The following is a 16,779-nucleotide window of genomic DNA, read 5'->3' as shown; positions in this document are numbered from 1 at the left end:
CAGGCGGACCTTGCGGTTTCGGGGGACGATTGTGGAGGATGCCCGGTGGGGACCGGGGCCCCCGTGTCGGTAACGGCAGGGGCGGACCGCTACCCGGAGCACAATCAGGAGACAGCGATGTCCCACCAGGCTCGGCCCGACGAGGCCCAGGAGCCCGAGACTCCGCATCTCGACTTCCAGGGCACGACGCCGTACGAGGACTACGTACAGGCGGACGTGCTCACCCACCTCCAGCACACCCTCTCCGACGACCCCGGAGAGATGGTCTTCCTGGTGACGACCCAGGTCATGGAGCTGTGGTTCACGGTCATCGTCCACGAGTGGGAGACCGCGGCCAAGGCGCTGCGCGCGGACGACATCCCCGTCGCGGTGGCCGCCCTGAAGCGGTCCGTGCGGGAGCTGGAGGCGCTCAACGCGTCCTGGCGGCCCCTCGGACAGCTCACCCCCGCGCAGTTCAACTCCTACCGCTCGGCGCTCGGCGAGGGCTCCGGCTTCCAGTCGGCGATGTACCGGCGCATGGAGTTCCTGCTCGGCGAGAAGTCCGCGTCGATGCTCGTCCCGCACCGGGGCGCGCCGCGCGTGCACGCCGAGCTGGAGAAGGCCCTGCACGAGCCGAGCCTGTACGACGAGGTGCTGCGGCTGCTCGCCCGGCGCGGGCACGCGATACCGGCCTCCGTGCTGGAGCGCGACGTGGCGCTGCGCTACGAGCCCTCGCCCGAGGTTCAGGCCGTGTGGACGGCCCTGTACGCCGGTGACGACAGCGACGAACTCGCCCGCCTCGGCGAGGCGCTGACCGACGTCGCCGAGCTGGTGTGGCGCTGGCGCAACGACCACCTCGTCGCGACCCGGCGGGCGATGGGCTCGAAGACCGGCACCGGAGGCTCCGCCGGAGTGGCCTGGCTGGAGAAGCGCGCGCAGAAGAACGTCTTCCCCGAGCTGTGGACAGCGAGGTCCTATGTCTGAGCGAGCCCACGTGTCCGCGCTCCTCGCGCGGGCGGCGGAACTCGACGCGGCGGACGAACTCGCCGCTCTGCGCAAGCGGTTCGTGCTCGACGACGTGGTCTACCTGGACGGGAACTCGCTCGGCGCGCTGCCCGTCGAGGTGCCCGGCCGGGTCGAGGACGTCGTCCGCAGGCAGTGGGGCGAACTGCGTATCCGCTCCTGGGACGAGAGCGGCTGGTGGACCGCGCCCGAGCGGATCGGCGACCGGATCGCCCCGCTGGTCGGTGCGGCTCCCGGACAGATCGTCGTCGGCGACTCGACGAGCGTGAACGTCTTCAAGGCCCTGGTGGGCGCGGTGCGGCTGGCGGGCGAGGGGCGCGACGAGATCCTCGTCGACGCCACCACGTTCCCGACGGACGGGTACATCGCGGCGTCGGCGGCCCGGATGACGGGCTGTGAGCTGCGCCCGGTCGACCCGGACGAGCTGTCCTCGGCGCTCGGCCCCCGTACCGCCGCGGTGCTGCTCAACCACGTCGACTACCGCACCGGCCGGTGCTACGACCTGCCCTCCCTGACCGCCGCGATCCACGCGGCGGGCGCGCTCGCCGTCTGGGACCTGTGCCACACCGCGGGCGCCCTGCCGGTCGGCCTCGACGAGCACGGGGTGGACCTGGCGGTCGGCTGCACCTACAAGTACCTGAACGGCGGCCCGGGTTCGCCCGCGTACCTCTACGTCCGCGCGGACCTCCAGGACCGTTTCGACTCCCCGCTGCCCGGCTGGAACTCGCACGCCGAGCCCTTCGCCATGAGCTCGTCCTACGAGCCCGCGCCGGGCGCGCTGCGCGGCCGGGTCGGCACGCCGGACATCCTGTCGATGCTGGCCCTGGAAGCGGCGCTCGAGGTGTGGGACGGCGTCTCGATCGAGGCCGTCCGCGCCAAGTCGCTGGCCCTGACGGACTTCTTCCTGGAGTGCGTCGCCGCGTACGTCCCCGAGGGCCGGGTCGAGTCCGTGACCCCCGCCGCCCACGCGGAGCGGGGCAGCCAGGTGGCACTGCGCTGCGCGGACGCGGGCGCCGTGATGAAGCGCCTGATCGACCGGGGCGTCGTCGGCGACTTCCGGCACCCGGACATCCTCCGCTTCGGCTTCACCCCGCTGTACGTCGGCTTCGCCGACGCGGAGCGGGCGGCACGGGTCCTGGCGGAGACCCTGGACTGACCCGGACACGGGTCGGACACGAACGGCAGGGGCCGGAGGGGGGTGTTCCCTCCGGCCCCTGCGCTTTTCCGGCGGGGGCGCCTCGGGTCGGGCCGCCACGGCTTCGGTCACCGCGGGGCGCGTGCGGGGCCGGGCGTGGTCGGGCTGTCGGGCTCGCGGCCGGGCGGGGTCTGGGTTGCGGGGCGCGAGGCCGGGTGTGGTCGGGTTGCCGGGCACGTGGTCGGGCGTGGTCGGGCTGCCGGGCAGGCGGCCGGGCGTGGTTGGGCTGCCGGTTACGCGGCCGGGGCGTGGCCGGGTTGCCGGGCGCGTGGTCGGGCGGGGTCGGGCTGCCGGGCTCGCGGCCGGGCGTGGTTGGGGCTGCCGGTTGCGCGGCCCGGGTGTGGTCGGGGCTGCCGGGTCCGGGGTCTCGACGCCGGTCCTTGCGGGGGTGTTGCGTGGGTGAGCCGTTCACGGCTCACCGGGCGTGACGGGCCGCCGTCGATGGATGAGGGCGGCCTGATACCGTCCCCCGCAAACGGCCGAATTGTTCCCTCGTCCGCCAAATCCGTTTTACCGCTGAGAGGTTGGAGCATGCAGGACGACGCCGCATCCCGGGACGACGATGCCGCCGAGCGCGACGCCGCCGAGGAGGCGTCCGCCTTCTCGCACCCGGCCGTGGACCCCGACGTCACGCTGCCGTACGGCGCCCACCCGGACCAGGTGATCGACTTCTACGCCCCGCGCGATCCCGACCCGGCGGTCCCGGCCCCGGTCGTGGTCGTGCTGCACGGCGGCGCCTGGCGCGCCCCGTACGACCGGCGCCACGTCACCCCGTTCGCCGACTTCCTGGCCCGGCGCGGTTTCGCCGTGGCGAACGTCGAGTACCGCCGCGGAGAGGCGCCTTCCTCGGCCCCGGGCGGGTCCGCGATCCCCGCGCAGAGCGGTCCCGCCGATCCCGGACGGGACGACGCGCCCTCGGCCGGCGCCGCCCCGGTCGCCGGCCGTTGGCCCGACACCTTCGACGACGTGGCGGCCGCGCTCGACGCGCTGCCGGCCCTCGTACGCCGGGCGCTCCCGGGCGCCGACCCCGCACGGACGGTGCTCACCGGCCACTCCGCGGGCGGTCACCTGGCCCTGTGGGCCGCGGCCCGGCACCTGCTGCCGGCGGACGCGCCCTGGCGCACCGACCGTCCCGCCCCCCTGCGCGGGGTCGTCGCCCTCGCCCCGATCGCCGACTTCGAGGTCGCCGAGAAGCTCGAGGTGTGCGGTGGGGCCTCCTGTCAACTGCTGGGCGGGAAAGCCTTGTTCGAGGAGCGCCTGCCCTACGCGGACCCGGTGCGGCTGCTGCCCACCGGCATCGCCACCACGCTCGTCCAGGGCCGTACCGACATCGTGGTCCCGCAGGCGGTCGCCGAGTCGTACGCGGACGCGGCGGCCAAGGCCGGTGAGGTGGTGGGGCTGACGCTGCTGGAGGACGTCGGCCACTTCCCCCTGATCGACCCGGCCGCCGACGCCTGTGCCGTGGTGGCGGAGGAGATCGCGCAGCTCGCCTTCTAGACCCGCCGGGAGTCCGCCCGGGGTCCGCCCGGGGTTCGGCCGGGGTTCGGCCGTGCCGGCCCCCGGTCATACCCGTAGTACCTGAGAGCTACCTCCGGGATGGGGTCCTCAGTGGGACGCGGACGACGGCCGACGATCCGTAACTTCCCTTCCTGTGAAGCCCGATGACCGGGCGGACGGGAGGGGCGGACACCATGGATCGGCGTATGCGTCGCACGGCGGGGGAGCCGCGTGCGTACCGGGCGGAGCCGCGCGCGCACCTGGTGGAGCCGCGTGCGCGCCTGGTGGAGGGGCTGCGGCGGTTGCGGCGGACGCTGCTCGCCGTGGCGGTCGTGGCCGCGGTCGTCGTGCCCGTGTCCGGTGCCGCCCGCCCCCGGATCCCCGCACCGGCACCCGCGGTCCTCGCACCGCTGACGGCCCCGAACCTGGACCGGATCTACGGGGCCAACCGTGCGGACGCGGCGTCGGCGGCCCGCATGGCCGCCGACCATGGCGACCGCACCCGGGCCGCCGCCGACCGGGCGCAGGCCGCGCCCTCCCGCCGTCTGCTCTACTTCGACGGCCGCGGCACCGGCCGTGCCGTCGAGGTCCTCGGCGACCTCGCCCACGCCGACCGCGTGGCCGTCCTGGTCCCGGGATCGGACACCAGCCTGGAGACGTACGGGCGCTTCCGGGCCGGCGCCCTCGCCCTGAAGGACCGGCTCGGCCCGCGCGGCGCCGTAGTCGCCTGGCTCGGGTACGAGACGCCGGGCACCATCAGCACCACGGTGCTGACGCCGGCCCGCGCGAAGGACGCGGCTCCCCGGCTGAGGGCGTTCCTGCGCGGACTGCGCGAAGTCGTCGGCCCCGCCGCGCACGTCTCCCTGCTCTGCCACTCGTACGGCACGGTGGTCTGCGGCCGGGCCGCCCCGGGCCTGGACGTCAGCGACCTCGTCCTCCTCGGCAGCCCGGGCACCGGGGCGCCGTCGGCCGCCGCGCTGCGCACCCCCGCCCGTGTCTGGGCCGCCCGCGGCTCCGCCGACTGGGTCGGCCACGTGCCGCACGCGAGCGTCGGTCTCTTCGGCACCACCGTCGGCTTCGGCACCGACCCGGTGTCCCCGTCCTTCGGCGCCCGGGTCTTCCCGGCGGGCTCCGCGGGCCACAGCGGCTATTTCGCGCCGGGCTCGGAGTCCCTGGCCAACCTCACCCGCATCGTCCTCGGCGACACCTCGGAGGTGCCCCGTGCGTGAACGAACCGGCACGACCGCCCGGAAGAACACGACCCGGGCGACCGTTGCGCCCTGCACGACCGTGCGGAAAGGCGCGAACGGAGGGGCCTGCGCGACCGTGCGGATAGGTCCAACCGGAGCGACCGGAGCGACCGGAGCGACCGGAGCGACCGGGGCAGCTGGGGCGCCGGGCCCGACCAGAGAGGTGCGCGTGACCGGAGCGCACGGCCCGACCGAAGCGCCCCGCCCGACCGGAGCCCCCCGCCCGACCGTGCTGACCGCCTTACGGACCGCGGTCCACCGCATCGACCGGGCCACCCCCGCGGGGCGCGACCGTGCCGTGGACGCCCTGCGCGCCCTCGCGATCCTGGGTGTGGTCCTCGGCCACTGGCTGGTGACGGCGCTCGTCGCGGACGGCGGCGCGCTGCGCACGGCGAGTCCCCTGCGGTCCATGCCCTGGCTGACCCCGGTCTCCTGGATCTTCCAGACGCTCGCCGTGTTCTTCCTGGTGAGCGGTCATGTGGCGACGAGGAGTCTCGCCTCGGCACAGGCCCGCGGCACGACCTACGGGCGGTGGCTGCGCACCCGCATGGGACGCCTGCTGAGGCCGGTCGCGGCGGTGCTGGCCCTCTGGGCGGTGGCGACCGGCTGCCTGCTGGTGTCCGGCGCGGACTTCCGCACGGTGCACACCCTGGTGAAGCTGGCGCTGTCCCCGCTGTGGTTCCTGGTGGTCCTCGCCGGACTGACCGCGGCGACACCGCTGGTGGCCCGGCTGAACCCGCTGTGGCCGCTGGCCGTCGTCCTCCATGTGGACATCGTGCGATTCGGCCTCGGCGGCCCGGCCTGGCTCGGCTGGGTGAACGTCGCGGCCGGCTGGCTCGTGCCCTACACCCTGGGCGCGGCCTGGACCCGCGGCGAGCTGGAGCGGCCGCGCGCGGGCTGGGTGCTGTTCGGCGGCGGCGCGGTGGCGACGGCGGTGCTGGTGACGTGCGCCGGCTATCCGGCGTCCATGGTCGGCATTCCGGGAGCCGCCGTCTCGAACCTGGACCCGCCGACCCTGGCCGCGGTCACCTTCGGGCTGGCCCAGTGCGGTCTCGCCCTGCTGCTGCGCGAACCGCTGCGGCGGGCGGCACGGCGCCCGGCGGTCTGGGCCGGCACCGCCCTCGCGAACCTCTTCGCGATGACGATATTCCTCTGGCACCAGACGTCCCTGATGGCGGTGACCGCCCTCGGGCTGCTCGCGGGCAGGCTTCCCGGTCTGCACACCGCCCCCGACTCCCCGGCGTGGGTGGCCGCGCGCGTCGCCTGGCTGCCCGTCTTCGGCTGCGCGCTCGCCCTGTGCCGGTCCGCGTTCGGTGTGCACGAGCGGGGATCCCGCCGTCCCGCGGGCCGTCCGTCCCGGACCGTGCGCGTCCACCGGGGTTCCGGCCGGGCGGCCCCCGGGGCGGTGCCCCGTGCCTAGGTCGTGTCCGCAAAGTCGCGCCTGCCCGGCGACGCCTGGCACGTGCTCTCGCCGCACCGGGCGAAGACCCAAGTACGTCCAGTACGAGGGCCTGCGCCCGGCACGGCGAGAGCACGCTCCCCCGAGCTCTCGGCTCCGCTCGAGCAGGGGGCACCCCCACGACGCCGCCGGGCCCGCCCTTCGGGCGGACGACGCGACTTTGCGGACACGCCTAGGGTGGACGCCGTGACCAGCGAGGAGCAGCGGCCGTTCGCCCAGGTGCTCGCCGGGATCCCGGCCCGGCTTCTGCCGTTCCTGCGCGGGGTCCTGGCCGAGCTCGCGGTGCCCGCGGCCGCGCCGCTGCCGCCGCTGTCCCGGCCGCGCCGGCTGAACCGGCTGCCGCATGTCGTGGTGTGCCTGCTCGCCCTCGCGCTCGGGCTGGCGGCGATGGACGAGCTGAGCGACGGCTACCGGCTGGGCTTCCCGCTGGGCACGCTCAGCGGCTTCGCGCTCGGCGCGGCCGTCGCGCTCGCGCTGTGGCGCCCGGTACCGGCCTGGTGGCTGTCACTGGGCGCCGCGGTGATCGCGGCCGTCGGCGCCCGCGTGGGCACCCTCCCGGTCCTCACCGGACCGGGAGGGGGACCGGCACCGGGGCTCGCGACCGGCCCGGGACCGGACTGGCCGTGGAGCGCCTCCGCGATCCTGGCGCAGTCGCTGGTGCTCTTCCTGCTCGCGCTCCGGTCGCCCACGCGGGTCGCCGTCGGAGCGCTGTCGCTGACCTCTCTGGTCACCTACGTCCTGCAGGGGCTGACCGGCGGACCCGTCGCGGCTCCGGTGGTCCGGCCCCTCGTGGTGCACTACCACCCGACGGGGACGCTCGCGGTCGTCGCCTTCGCCGCCGTCGTCCTCCTCGGCACCGCACTGCGCGGCCGGCGCGAGGCCCGCACCCAACTGGTGCGCCAGGCCTCCCTGACCGAGGAGGAGCGGGCCCGCCGCACGGTCCTGGAGGAGCGCAGCCGCATCGCGCGCGAGCTCCACGACGTGGTCGCCCACCACATGTCGGTGATCTCCATCCAGGCCCAGGTCGCCCCGCACCTGGTCGACGACCCGACCGAGGAGCTGAAGGAGAACCTGGAGGGCATCCGGCAGAACGCCCTGGAGGCACTGACCGAGCTGCGCCGGGTGCTCGGGGTGCTGCGCTCGGAGAATCCGGAGGACCCGTACGGCCTCGGTGCCGGGGCGGGCGTGGCGCCGCACGCCCCGCAGCCCACGCTGAGCCGTCTGGACGCCCTGGTCGAGAACACCCGCGCGGCGGGACTGACCGTGACCACGGAGATCGAGGGGGAGCCGCGTCCGCTGGCCCCGGGCGTGGAGCTGTCGGCGTACCGGATCATCCAGGAGGCGCTGAGCAACGCCCTGCGCCACGCGCCGGGTTCCGCGGTCAAGGTGGAGCTCTGGCACTTCCCGCGGGGCCTCCAGGTGCGGGTCGTCAACTCGCGGCCCAGCCACCCCGCCCCGCCTTCCCCGGGCGCCGGGCACGGACTGCTCGGCATGCGCGAACGCGTGGCGATGCTGGGTGGCACCCTCATGACCTCCAGGACGTCGTGCGGAGGGTTCGCGGTGGCGGCCTTCCTCCCGGGCAACGGCAGCGCGTCCGCCGACGGTGCCGCCCGGACCGACGACACCTTCCCAGGCCCGCGAGGAGAACCGAGAGCATGACGACCGTGAGCGGCACCATCCGCGTCCTGATCGCCGACGACCAGCAGATGGTCCGTCAGGGATTCACCGTGCTGCTCGACACCCGTCCGGGCATCGAGGTGGTGGGCCAGGCGGTCGACGGGCTCGACGCGGTCCGCAAGGTGGCCGAACTCGCCCCGGACGTCGTCCTGATGGACATCCGGATGCCCGAGCTCGGCGGCATCGAGGCGACCCGCCGGATCACCACGGACACCCCGCAAGTGAAGGTCCTGGTGCTGACGACCTTCGACCTCGACGAGTACGTCTACGAGGCGCTGCGCGCCGGCGCCTCCGGTTTCCTCCTCAAGGACGCCTCGGCCGACCAGCTCGCGGAGGCGGTCCGGGTGGTCGCGGCCGGCGACGCCCTTCTCGCCCCCGGTGTCACCCGCCGCCTCATCGCCGAGTTCTCCCGCCTCGGACCCGCCCCGCGCACACCCCCCAGGCAGCGCGTCGGCGATCTCACCGAACGCGAGACCGAGGTGCTCGCCCACATCGCCCAGGGCCTGTCCAACGCCGAGATCGCCGAGCGCCTGGTGGTGGCCGAGCAGACGGTGAAGACCCACGTCGGCCGCATCCTCGTGAAACTGGGGCTGCGCGACCGCACCCAGGCGGCGGTCTTCGCCTACGAATCGGGACTGGTCCGCCCCACGGGCTACTGACCGGCGCTCCCGGCCTCGGCCGTAGTACCTGAGGGGGACCTGCAAGGACCCTCCTCGCAGGTGACGACCGCACCCCCCGTCCGGCCCTACCGTTTCGAACGTGACCGAGACGACCCAGACGCAGACGATGTCCCCGCCCCCCGGCGGTGCCGGGGGCAAGCCCCGCAGTCCCGAGTACCGCCTCGCCGCGGGCGCGCTGCGCAACCTGCGGCAGGACATGTTCCATGACGCCTTCGCCTACCGCCCGCTGCCCCGCATGCGCACGGACGGCCGCATCACCTGCCGCCTCTCCGCGCGCATGCGCGGGTACGCCGCCTGGACCCCGCACGCGGTGGTGGCCGGGTTCGGCGTGATGGCCATGGGCGTCGGCTACACCGCGGCCGGCGGTCCGGGCGGCGGTCCGGTCTCGGCCCTGCTGTGCGGGCTCCTCGCGCTGTTCCCGGTCCTGGCGACGCTCGTCCGGCCGATCGGCGCCTTCTGGTTCTCGCTGGCGGCGGTCCCGGTCGTCTCCGTGTTCGACGGCGCCTGGGGCGACTGGCCGTGGGCGCCGGGCAGCTTCCTGGCGCACGTCACCGTGCTGACGGTCGTCGCCCTGCGCTCGCGCCCCCGGGTCGCGGCGTGGATGTGGCTGCTGACCGCGGCGTACAGCCTGATGGCCGAGACGCTGTTCGGCGGGGGCTACTACAGCGCCAACTCGTTCCCGCTGCTCTTCGTCTCCGCGCTGGCCCTGCTGATCGTCACGGTCCGCAACATCCGCCGGGAGGCCGAGCAGGAGGTGACGGCCCACCAGTCGGAGACGGCCCAGGAGCGTTCCCGGCGCACCCTGCTCGAGGAGCGCACGACGATCGCCCGCGAGCTGCACGACGTGGTCGCCCACCACATGTCGGTGGTCGCCATCCAGGCGGAGGCGGCGCCCTACCGGGTGGAGAACCCGCCGCCGGAGCTGGAGCAGGCGTTCGTCACGATCCGGGAGAACGCGGTGGCGGCACTGACCGAGCTGCGCCGGGTGCTCGGCGTGGTCAGGGCCGAGGACTACGAGGCGCCGGAGGCGCCGCAGCCCACCCTCGCCGATCTGGACGGGCTCCTCGCCAACGTCCGGGACGCGGGTCTGAGCGTGGACAAGACGGTCACCGGCGCGGTGCGCGAGCTGCCGCAGGGCGTCGAGCTGTCGGCGTACCGGATAGTCCAGGAGGCGCTCAGCAACAGCCTGCGGCACGCCCCGGGCGCGTCGGCCCGCGTCGAGATCGGCTACGTCCTCGGCGGTCTCGGCCTGCGGATAGTCAACGGCCCCGCGCCGGTGGCGGTCCTGGAGAAGTCCCCGCACGGAGCGGGGCACGGCATCACGGGCATGCGCGAGCGGGTCACGATGCTGGACGGTGAGATGACGACGGGCGTCATGGACGACGGAGGGTACGAGGTGACGGTGTTCCTGCCGGTGCCGTCGGGGGAGGAGTCCGGATGACGGGCGGGACGGGCCGGGCGATCCGTGTGCTGATCGCCGACGACCAGATGATGGTCCGCGAGGGCTTCTCGGTGCTGCTCGGCGCGATGCCGGACATCGAGGTGGTCGGCGAGGCGGTCAACGGCCGCGAGGCGGTGGAGCGGGTCCGCGAGCTGCAGCCGGACGTCGTGCTGATGGACATCCGCATGCCGGAGATGAACGGCATCGACGCGACCCGGGAGATCGTCGCCGCGGACGGTTCCGCGAAGGTGCTCGTGCTGACGACGTTCGATCTCGACGAGTACGTGTACCAGGCGCTGCGCGCGGGGGCCTCCGGCTTCCTGCTCAAGGACGCCTCGGCCCGCCAGCTCGCCGACGGGGTCAGGGTGGTGTCGGCCGGGGAGGCGCTGCTCGCCCCTTCGGTCACCAGGCGGCTGATCACGGAGTTCTCCAAGCTCGCGGAGGAGCCCAGGATCTCGGCGACGGCGCACGCGGCGTACGGGGAGCTGACCGAGCGCGAGACGGAGGTGCTGGTGCTGATCGCGCAGGGGCTGTCGAACGCGGAGATCGCCGAGCGGCTGGTCGTCGCCGAGTCGACGATCAAGACCCATGTGAGCCGCATCCTGGTGAAACTGGGGCTCCGGGACCGGACCCAGGCCGCCGTGTTCGCCTACGAGGCACGGCTGGTGACCCCCAGATAGCCGGCCGGGCCGACGGTATCCGGCAGCTCGTGGTGCGGGTCGGCCCTGGTCAGCGGGGGGTGGGCCGGGCTAGCGTCCGTTCATGGCAGCTATGGAGAGTTCGCGGGCCTTCGACCCGTGGGATCCGGGGTTCCTGGCGGACCCGTACCCGGCGTACGAGGAACTGCGCTCCCGGGGCCGGGTGCACTACTACGAGCCGACGAACCAGTGGCTGGTGCCGCACCACGGTGACGTGTCGGCCCTGCTGCGGGACCGCAGGCTGGGCCGGACGTACCAGCACCGGTTCACGCACGAGGACTTCGGGCGGACCGCGCCGCCGCCGGAGCACGAGCCGTTCCATGTGCTCAACGACCACGGGATGCTCGATCTGGAGCCCCCGGACCACACCCGGATCCGGCGGCTGGTCTCCAAGGCGTTCACCCCCCGCACGGTGGAGCGGCTGAAGCCGTACGTGGAGGGGCTGGCCGGTGAGCTGGTCGACCGGCTGGTGGAGGCGGGCGGCGGGGATCTGCTGACGGACGTGGCGGAGCCGCTGCCGGTGTCGGTGATCGCGGAGATGCTGGGCGTCCCGGAGTCCGAGCGGGCGCCGCTGAGGCCCTGGTCGGCGGACATCTGCGGGATGTACGAGCTGAACCCGTCGGAGGACGTGGCACACAAGGCGGTGCGGGCCTCGGTCGAGTTCACCGAGTATCTGCGCGGGCTGATCGAGGCGCGCCGCAAGGAGCCGGGGGACGATCTGATCTCCGGGCTCATCGCGGCGCACGACGAGGGCGACCGGCTCACCGAGCAGGAGATGATCTCCACCTGCGTGCTGCTGCTGAACGCCGGGCACGAGGCCACGGTCAACGCCACCGTGACGGGCTGGTGGACCCTGTTCCGGCACCCGGAGCAGCTGGCGAGGCTGCGCGCGGACCACGCGCTGATCCCCACCGCGGTGGAGGAGCTGATGCGCTACGACACCCCGCTCCAGATGTTCGAGCGCTGGGTGCTGGACGAGATCGAGATCGACGGGACGACCGTGCCGCGGGGTGCGGAGATCGCGCTGCTCTTCGGCTCCGCCAACCGTGACGCCGAGGTGTTCGCGGCCCCGGACACGCTGGACCTGTCCCGGGCCGAGAACCCGCACATCTCCTTCAGCGCGGGCATCCACTACTGCATCGGCGCCCCGCTGGCCCGGATCGAACTGGCCGCGTCCATGGGCGCGCTGCTGACGAAGGCGCCGGGTCTGCGGCTCGCCGAGGAGCCCGTCCGCAAGCCGAACTTCGTGATCCGCGGCCTGGAGGGCCTGCCGGTCGAGATCTGAGGACGCTCACCGCGCCCGGGCCGGGGGTGCTCACCGCGCCCGGGCCGTGGACGCTCGCCGCGCCCGGGCCGGGGGTGCTCGCCGCACCTGGGCCGTTTACGCTCACCGCGCCCGGGCCGGGGGTGCTCACCACGCCTGGGCCGTGGACGCTCACCGCACCTGGGCCGTGGACGCTCGCCGCACCCGCGCTGCGGGCACTCATCGCGCCCGGGCCGAGGGTGCTCACCGCACCCGCGCCGCAGGCACCCACCCTGCCCGGCCCGGGGCGCTCGCCTCGTCCGGCCCAGGGCGCTCACTGCACCCGAGGCCCCGGGCCTCCCCGGGTTTCCGGGTCCCCAGGTCCGGGTCCGGGCCCGGGTCCGGATCCGGGCCCGCGTCCGAGTCCGGGCCCGCGACCGCACCCGCCCGGCGGCAGCGGCAGCGGCAGTGGCCGCAGCGCCGGGCGGGCTTCGCTCATGTCGCCAGGTCGCGGCGGCGCAGGGCTGTCAGGCCCGCCGCCGTCAGGGCCACCGCGAGCGCGGTGAGGACGACGACCGGTGTCCAGGTCATCGTGCCGCCCGGCAGCCTCGGCAGATGACCGAAGGGCGAGAGGTCCATGACGGGCTGGGGGAGGTCGAGGGCGGGGCCGATCCAGCCGAGGAGCAGGGCCAGGCCCGCCGCGGCCCAGGCACCGGGGGCGATCCGGGGCGAGAGGCCGTACAGCAGGACGGCGAGCCCGCCGAGGGTCCACACCGCCGGGACCTGGACCAGACAGGCGCCGAGGACGGCGCCGTACTCGGCGCCGTAGCCGAGCGCGAGGCCGAGACCGCCGAGCAGCATGATCAGGACCGTGCCGCCGAAGGCGAGGACGAGGTGCCCGCCCGCCCAGCGCAGCCGGCCGACGGCGGCCGCGAGCAGGGGCTCGGCGCGCTGCGAGGTCTCCTCGCCGTGCAGCCTGAGGACGGAGGAGACGACGTAGAGGGCGGCGACCATGCCCAGCATGCTCACCATCGTGGCCAGGAACGCGTCGGTGATCCCGGCCTGCCCGCCCATCCGCTCGATGATCTCCCGGGTCTTGGCGTTGCCGCCGACCAGATCCGCGGCCCCCTTCGTGATGCCGCCGAACGCGGCGCCGGCCGCGAGGAAGCCGAGGCTCCAGCCGAGGACCGCGCCGCGCTGGAGCCGCCAGGCCAGTGCTCCGGCGGTGCCGAGGCGGCCGGTCGCGGGACCCGGCCGGGTGGGCAGGAAGCTCATGCCCATGTCGCGGCGCCCGGCCAGCACGTAGGCGACGGCGCCCTGGGCGGCGACGGCCGCGGCGAACAGCAGCAGGACCCACCAGCGTTCGTCCGCGAAGGCGCGGACGTTCTCCAGCCAGCCGACCGGCGAGAGCCAGGTCAGCACCGACGAGCCGTCGTCGGTCGCGGAGTCGCCCGCGGCCCTGAGGACGAAGGCGGCGCCGACGAGGCCGCCCGTCAGCCCCTTGGCGAGCCGCGCGCTCTGGGTGAACTGGGCGACGATCGCGGCCATGGTCGCGAAGACCATTCCCGTCGCGCCGATCGCGAGCCCCAGCGCCAGGGCCCCGGAGGCGCCCTGGCCGGCGAGGCCGCCCGCGACGAGCACGGTGAGGACGCCGTTGGCGACGAGCGCCGCGAGCAGGGCGGCGGTCAGCGGGGCGCGCCGCCCGACCATCGCGGCGGAGACGAGCTCCTGCCGCCCGCTCTCCTCCTCGTCCCGGGTGTGCCGGACGACGACGATCAGGCTCATGACGGCGGCGAGCACGCCCGCGTAGCCGCCGATGCGCCAGGCGGTGAGCCCGCCGAGCGAGTCGCCGAAGACCGGTCCGTAGGTGGCGCGCAGCGAACTGTTGGCGAGCATCTGCCGGGCCAGGTCGGCGCGTTCGGCCGGGGTGCTGTAGACGGACTTCAGCGAGGCCGGCAGGGAGAGCACCATCAGCGCGATGACGCCGACCCACAGCGGCATCGTCACGCGGTCGCGGCGCAGTGCGAAGCGCAGCAGGGTTCCGGTGCCGGCCAGCGGACGGGAGCCCCCGGCGCGTGCGGCGAAGGCGCCGGGCGCCGGAGCGGTCGTGGCGGTCATCGGGCCACCGTCTTCCCATTTCCGTCGGCCGGGCCGGGCCGGTCCTCGTCCTGGTAGTGGCGCAGGAACAGCTCCTCCAGGGTCGGCGGGGTCGAGGTCAGGGACCGTACGCCGGAGTCGGTCAGCGACCTGAGGACGGCGTCCAGCCGGTCGGTGTCGGCCTGGAACCGGACCTTGCAGCGGACGCCGTCGTGCCGGACCCCGGCCTCCTGGACGTCGAGGCCGTGGACGCCGGGCAGTGACGCCAGTCCGTTCGGCGGGCCGGCGAGCTCGGCGGTGACGCTGGTCCGGGTGAGGTGGCGCAGGTCGGCGAGGGTGCCGCTCTCGACGGTCCGGCCGCCCCGGATGATGCTGACGCGGTCGCAGAGTTCCTCGACCTCGCTCAGGATGTGCGAGGACAGCAGGATCGTGCGGCCCCGGTCGCGTTCCTCGCGGACGCAACTCTGGAAGACCTCTTCCATCAGCGGGTCGAGGCCCGAGGTCGGCTCGTCCAGGATGAGCACGTCGACGTCGGAGGCGAAGGCGGCGACGAGGGCGACCTTCTGGCGGTTGCCCTTCGAGTAGGTGCGCCCCTTCTTGGTGGGGTCCAGTTCGAAGCGCTCGATCAGGTCGGCGCGCCGTGCCGGGTCGAGGCCGCCGGTCCGCCCGCCGCCCGGTCCTCCGCCCGCTCCGCCGCGCCGGGAGCGGCCCCCGTCGTGCAGCCGGCCGTAGAGGTCGATGACCTCGCCGCCGGAGAGGTTGCGCCACAGGGTGACGTCGCCGGGGACGTAGGCGACCCGGCGGTGCAGTTCGACCGCGTCCGCCCAGGGGTCCATGTCCAGCATCCGGGCCGTGCCCGCGTCGGCGCGCAGCAGGCCCAGCAGGACCCGGATGGTGGTGGACTTGCCCGAGCCGTTGGGCCCGAGGAAGCCGTGCACCTCACCGGCCGCGACCTCCAGGTCCAGGCCGTCCAGTGCGTGCGTCCTGCCGAACGACTTGTGCAGTCCGGCGACGCTGATTGCCTTCGTCATGGCCCGAACGTACGCTTCCTTCAGAAATTTGTGAAGTTAAGGAAACGTATAAATCCTCGATACACTCGACGGCGACGCCTGAGCAGGGGAGATGATCGGCAGATGGCGGAAGCGCGTACGGGAGAGCGGGACCCGGAGGCGGTCTCGCAGTTCGTCGAGGGCTTCGCGGCCCAGCTCGTCGAGGCCGGGATGCAGCGGATGCCCGCCCGTGTCTTCGCCGCCCTGCTGGCCTCCGACTCCGGCGCCCTGACCTCCGCCGAACTCGGCGAACAGCTGCAGGTCAGCCCCGCCGCCGTCTCCGGCGCGGTGCGCTACCTCGCCCAGCAGCACATGGTGGGCCGCGAGCGGGAACCCGGCTCACGGCGCGAGCGCTACCGCGTGCACAGCAACCAGTGGTACGAGGCGCTGACCAACCGCGACGCCGTGATCAAGCGCTGGGAGGGGGCCCTGCGCGCCGGTGTCGACTCCCTCGGTTCCGCGACCCCGGCCGGCCGGAGGCTCTCCGAGACCCTCGCGTTCTTCGAGTTCGTCGACGGCGAGGTCGCCGCGATGATGGAACGCTGGCGCGCCCACCGGGAAACCCTGTTCGGCGACGACGCCTGACGCCCCCGCCTCAGGTCGCCGCCGGAAGCGTCAGGCTCCAGGCCGACTCCCGTACGGTCCACGTCCGGGTCCGGACCGGGCCGCTCACCACGGAGTCCGCGCGGTAGCGGAAGTCGGAGCCGGAGACGGTGACCTTGTGGCCGAGCAGCCGCAGGGGCGAGGACCCGGCCGCCGCGGACACCGCGCGGACCTCGATCTCGGCGCCCGTTCCCGACGCGCCCGGGGTCACGGACACGGCCTCCACGGGCTGGTCCAGATCCACCACGCACACCCCGTCGACCTCGATCCGCAGCCGGGAGGGGCCGGTCGCGGGCGCCGCGGCGAGCCGGGAGGGCCGCGAGGCGAGGGTCCGCACCAGGGACTGGCAGGTGCGCAGCCACGGATGGCCGCCCTCCGCCTGCCCGGACACTCCCGCGGGGACCGGAGCGGACGGCCGGGCCGGCAGCGACGGGATGCTCAGCGCGCCGAGGACCACGCCGTCGCTGTCGTCCACGAGCAGGTCGAGCCGCCGTTCGGCCCCCTCCAGGACCGCCCTGGCCGCCGCGACGGCACCCGTCGGCACGCCGAGCGCACCGGACAGCGACCCCGCGCCGCCCACGGGCACGAAGGACAGCGCGCAGGCCGCGAGTTCCCGCCGCCGGTGCAGCAGGGACACCGCCCGCAGCAGGGCTCCGTCGTCACCGATGACCACGGGGCGGCGGGCACCCCGGCGGATCAGCGCCCGGGCGAATTCCTCGGGCCCCTCCGGGAGGCACACCTTGGTCGCCGCACCTGCGCTGAGCACGTCTTTCGCGATCCGGACGGACTCGCCGTCCGTCCGCCGGGCGACCGGGTCGATGACCACCAGGAGCTGGTCGGAAGCCGCCACCTCGGTCCTGCCTCGCTTCCTCGGGTAGCATCTTTCTG

At 74.4% G+C, this 16,779-nt stretch carries 14 protein-coding genes; 11 read left to right on the top strand and 3 right to left on the bottom strand.

Annotated elements, in window-relative coordinates:
* Positions 1–117: 117 nt before the first annotated feature.
* From IO36_RS00300 to IO36_RS00255, 10 genes are all read left to right on the top strand, one after another.
* A complete protein-coding gene (locus IO36_RS00300) occupies positions 118–963 on the top strand; it encodes a tryptophan 2,3-dioxygenase family protein (protein WP_037614614.1) in 846 nt (281 codons plus the stop codon).
* Positions 956–2,158, top strand: coding sequence for a kynureninase (gene kynU / locus IO36_RS00295; RefSeq protein WP_167347375.1), 1,203 nt, complete (start codon positions 956–958; stop codon positions 2,156–2,158). Before IO36_RS00300 ends, kynU begins: the two co-directional genes overlap by 8 nt.
* A gap of 570 nt (positions 2,159–2,728) precedes the next feature.
* Positions 2,729–3,694, top strand: coding sequence for an alpha/beta hydrolase (locus tag IO36_RS00290; protein WP_037614610.1), 966 nt, complete (start codon positions 2,729–2,731; stop codon positions 3,692–3,694).
* A gap of 206 nt (positions 3,695–3,900) precedes the next feature.
* Positions 3,901–4,923 carry an alpha/beta hydrolase gene (locus tag IO36_RS00285; RefSeq protein WP_245173067.1) on the top strand — a complete coding sequence of 341 codons (1,023 nt, stop codon included), beginning with the start codon at positions 3,901–3,903 and terminating at the stop codon, positions 4,921–4,923.
* A gap of 190 nt (positions 4,924–5,113) precedes the next feature.
* Positions 5,114–6,364, top strand: a complete 1,251-nt coding sequence (locus IO36_RS00280; protein WP_209441134.1) for an acyltransferase family protein — start codon at positions 5,114–5,116, stop codon at positions 6,362–6,364.
* 225 nt (positions 6,365–6,589) lie between these two features.
* Positions 6,590–8,062, top strand: a complete 1,473-nt coding sequence (locus IO36_RS00275; protein WP_425535500.1) for a sensor histidine kinase — start codon at positions 6,590–6,592, stop codon at positions 8,060–8,062.
* Entirely contained in the window at positions 8,059–8,739 is a 681-nt protein-coding gene (locus IO36_RS00270) for a response regulator transcription factor (RefSeq protein ID WP_037614608.1), read from the top strand. Before IO36_RS00275 ends, IO36_RS00270 begins: the two co-directional genes overlap by 4 nt.
* Before the next feature lie 100 nt (positions 8,740–8,839).
* The gene (locus tag IO36_RS00265; protein WP_037614606.1) at positions 8,840–10,201 is read left to right on the top strand and encodes a sensor histidine kinase; all 1,362 of its coding nucleotides are present in this window, start codon (positions 8,840–8,842) and stop codon (positions 10,199–10,201) included.
* Complete coding sequence (locus tag IO36_RS00260) at positions 10,198–10,881, top strand: response regulator (RefSeq protein ID WP_037614604.1); 684 nt, start codon at positions 10,198–10,200, stop codon at positions 10,879–10,881. Before IO36_RS00265 ends, IO36_RS00260 begins: the two co-directional genes overlap by 4 nt.
* Before the next feature lie 82 nt (positions 10,882–10,963).
* Positions 10,964–12,184 (top strand): cytochrome P450, encoded by a 1,221-nt coding sequence (locus IO36_RS00255; RefSeq protein WP_209441126.1) that lies wholly within the window; start codon positions 10,964–10,966, stop codon positions 12,182–12,184.
* Between the two features lie 453 nt (positions 12,185–12,637).
* Here the strand turns inward: IO36_RS00255 and IO36_RS00250 are convergent, their stop codons facing one another.
* Both IO36_RS00250 and IO36_RS00245 read right to left on the bottom strand, forming a co-directional pair.
* Positions 12,638–14,260: an ABC transporter permease gene (locus tag IO36_RS00250; protein ID WP_037614599.1), complete on the bottom strand. Its 1,623-nt coding sequence runs from the start codon at positions 14,258–14,260 to the stop codon at positions 12,638–12,640.
* Positions 14,257–15,270, bottom strand: a complete 1,014-nt coding sequence (locus IO36_RS00245; RefSeq protein WP_037614596.1) for an ABC transporter ATP-binding protein — start codon at positions 15,268–15,270, stop codon at positions 14,257–14,259. The genes IO36_RS00250 and IO36_RS00245 overlap by 4 nt, the downstream gene beginning before the upstream one ends.
* 102 nt (positions 15,271–15,372) lie before the next feature.
* Here IO36_RS00245 and IO36_RS00240 point away from each other — a divergent pair, with 102 nt between their 5' ends.
* Positions 15,373–15,873: a GbsR/MarR family transcriptional regulator gene (locus IO36_RS00240; protein ID WP_037614594.1), complete on the top strand. Its 501-nt coding sequence runs from the start codon at positions 15,373–15,375 to the stop codon at positions 15,871–15,873.
* A 10-nt stretch (positions 15,874–15,883) separates the two neighbouring features.
* Here IO36_RS00240 and IO36_RS00235 read toward each other — a convergent pair whose 3' ends face one another.
* Positions 15,884–16,741, bottom strand: a complete 858-nt coding sequence (locus IO36_RS00235) for a diacylglycerol kinase family protein (RefSeq protein WP_037614592.1) — start codon at positions 16,739–16,741, stop codon at positions 15,884–15,886.
* Positions 16,742–16,779 lie beyond the last annotated feature (38 nt).

The organism is Streptomyces aureus (assembly GCF_000725495.1).
Classification (GTDB): Bacteria; Actinomycetota; Actinomycetes; order Streptomycetales; family Streptomycetaceae; genus Streptomyces; species Streptomyces aureus_B.
The sequence above is the reverse complement of the archived record's forward strand: the minus strand, read 5'-3'. Positions and strand labels throughout refer to the sequence as shown.

Bases quoted from the DNA above. Each gene is read 5' to 3' on its own strand.
- IO36_RS00290 (WP_037614610.1), top strand. From the start codon at position 2,729: ATGCAGGACGACGCCGCATCCCGGGACGACGATGCCGCCGAGCGCGAC.
- IO36_RS00245 (WP_037614596.1), bottom strand. From the start codon at position 15,270: ATGACGAAGGCAATCAGCGTCGCCGGACTGCACAAGTCGTTCGGCAGG.
- IO36_RS00240 (WP_037614594.1), top strand. From the start codon at position 15,373: ATGGCGGAAGCGCGTACGGGAGAGCGGGACCCGGAGGCGGTCTCGCAG.
- IO36_RS00270 (WP_037614608.1), top strand. From the start codon at position 8,059: ATGACGACCGTGAGCGGCACCATCCGCGTCCTGATCGCCGACGACCAG.
- IO36_RS00300 (WP_037614614.1), top strand. From the start codon at position 118: ATGTCCCACCAGGCTCGGCCCGACGAGGCCCAGGAGCCCGAGACTCCG.
- IO36_RS00285 (WP_245173067.1), top strand. From the start codon at position 3,901: ATGCGTCGCACGGCGGGGGAGCCGCGTGCGTACCGGGCGGAGCCGCGC.
- kynU (WP_167347375.1), top strand. From the start codon at position 956: ATGTCTGAGCGAGCCCACGTGTCCGCGCTCCTCGCGCGGGCGGCGGAA.
- IO36_RS00255 (WP_209441126.1), top strand. From the start codon at position 10,964: ATGGCAGCTATGGAGAGTTCGCGGGCCTTCGACCCGTGGGATCCGGGG.
- IO36_RS00260 (WP_037614604.1), top strand. From the start codon at position 10,198: ATGACGGGCGGGACGGGCCGGGCGATCCGTGTGCTGATCGCCGACGAC.
- IO36_RS00250 (WP_037614599.1), bottom strand. From the start codon at position 14,260: ATGACCGCCACGACCGCTCCGGCGCCCGGCGCCTTCGCCGCACGCGCC.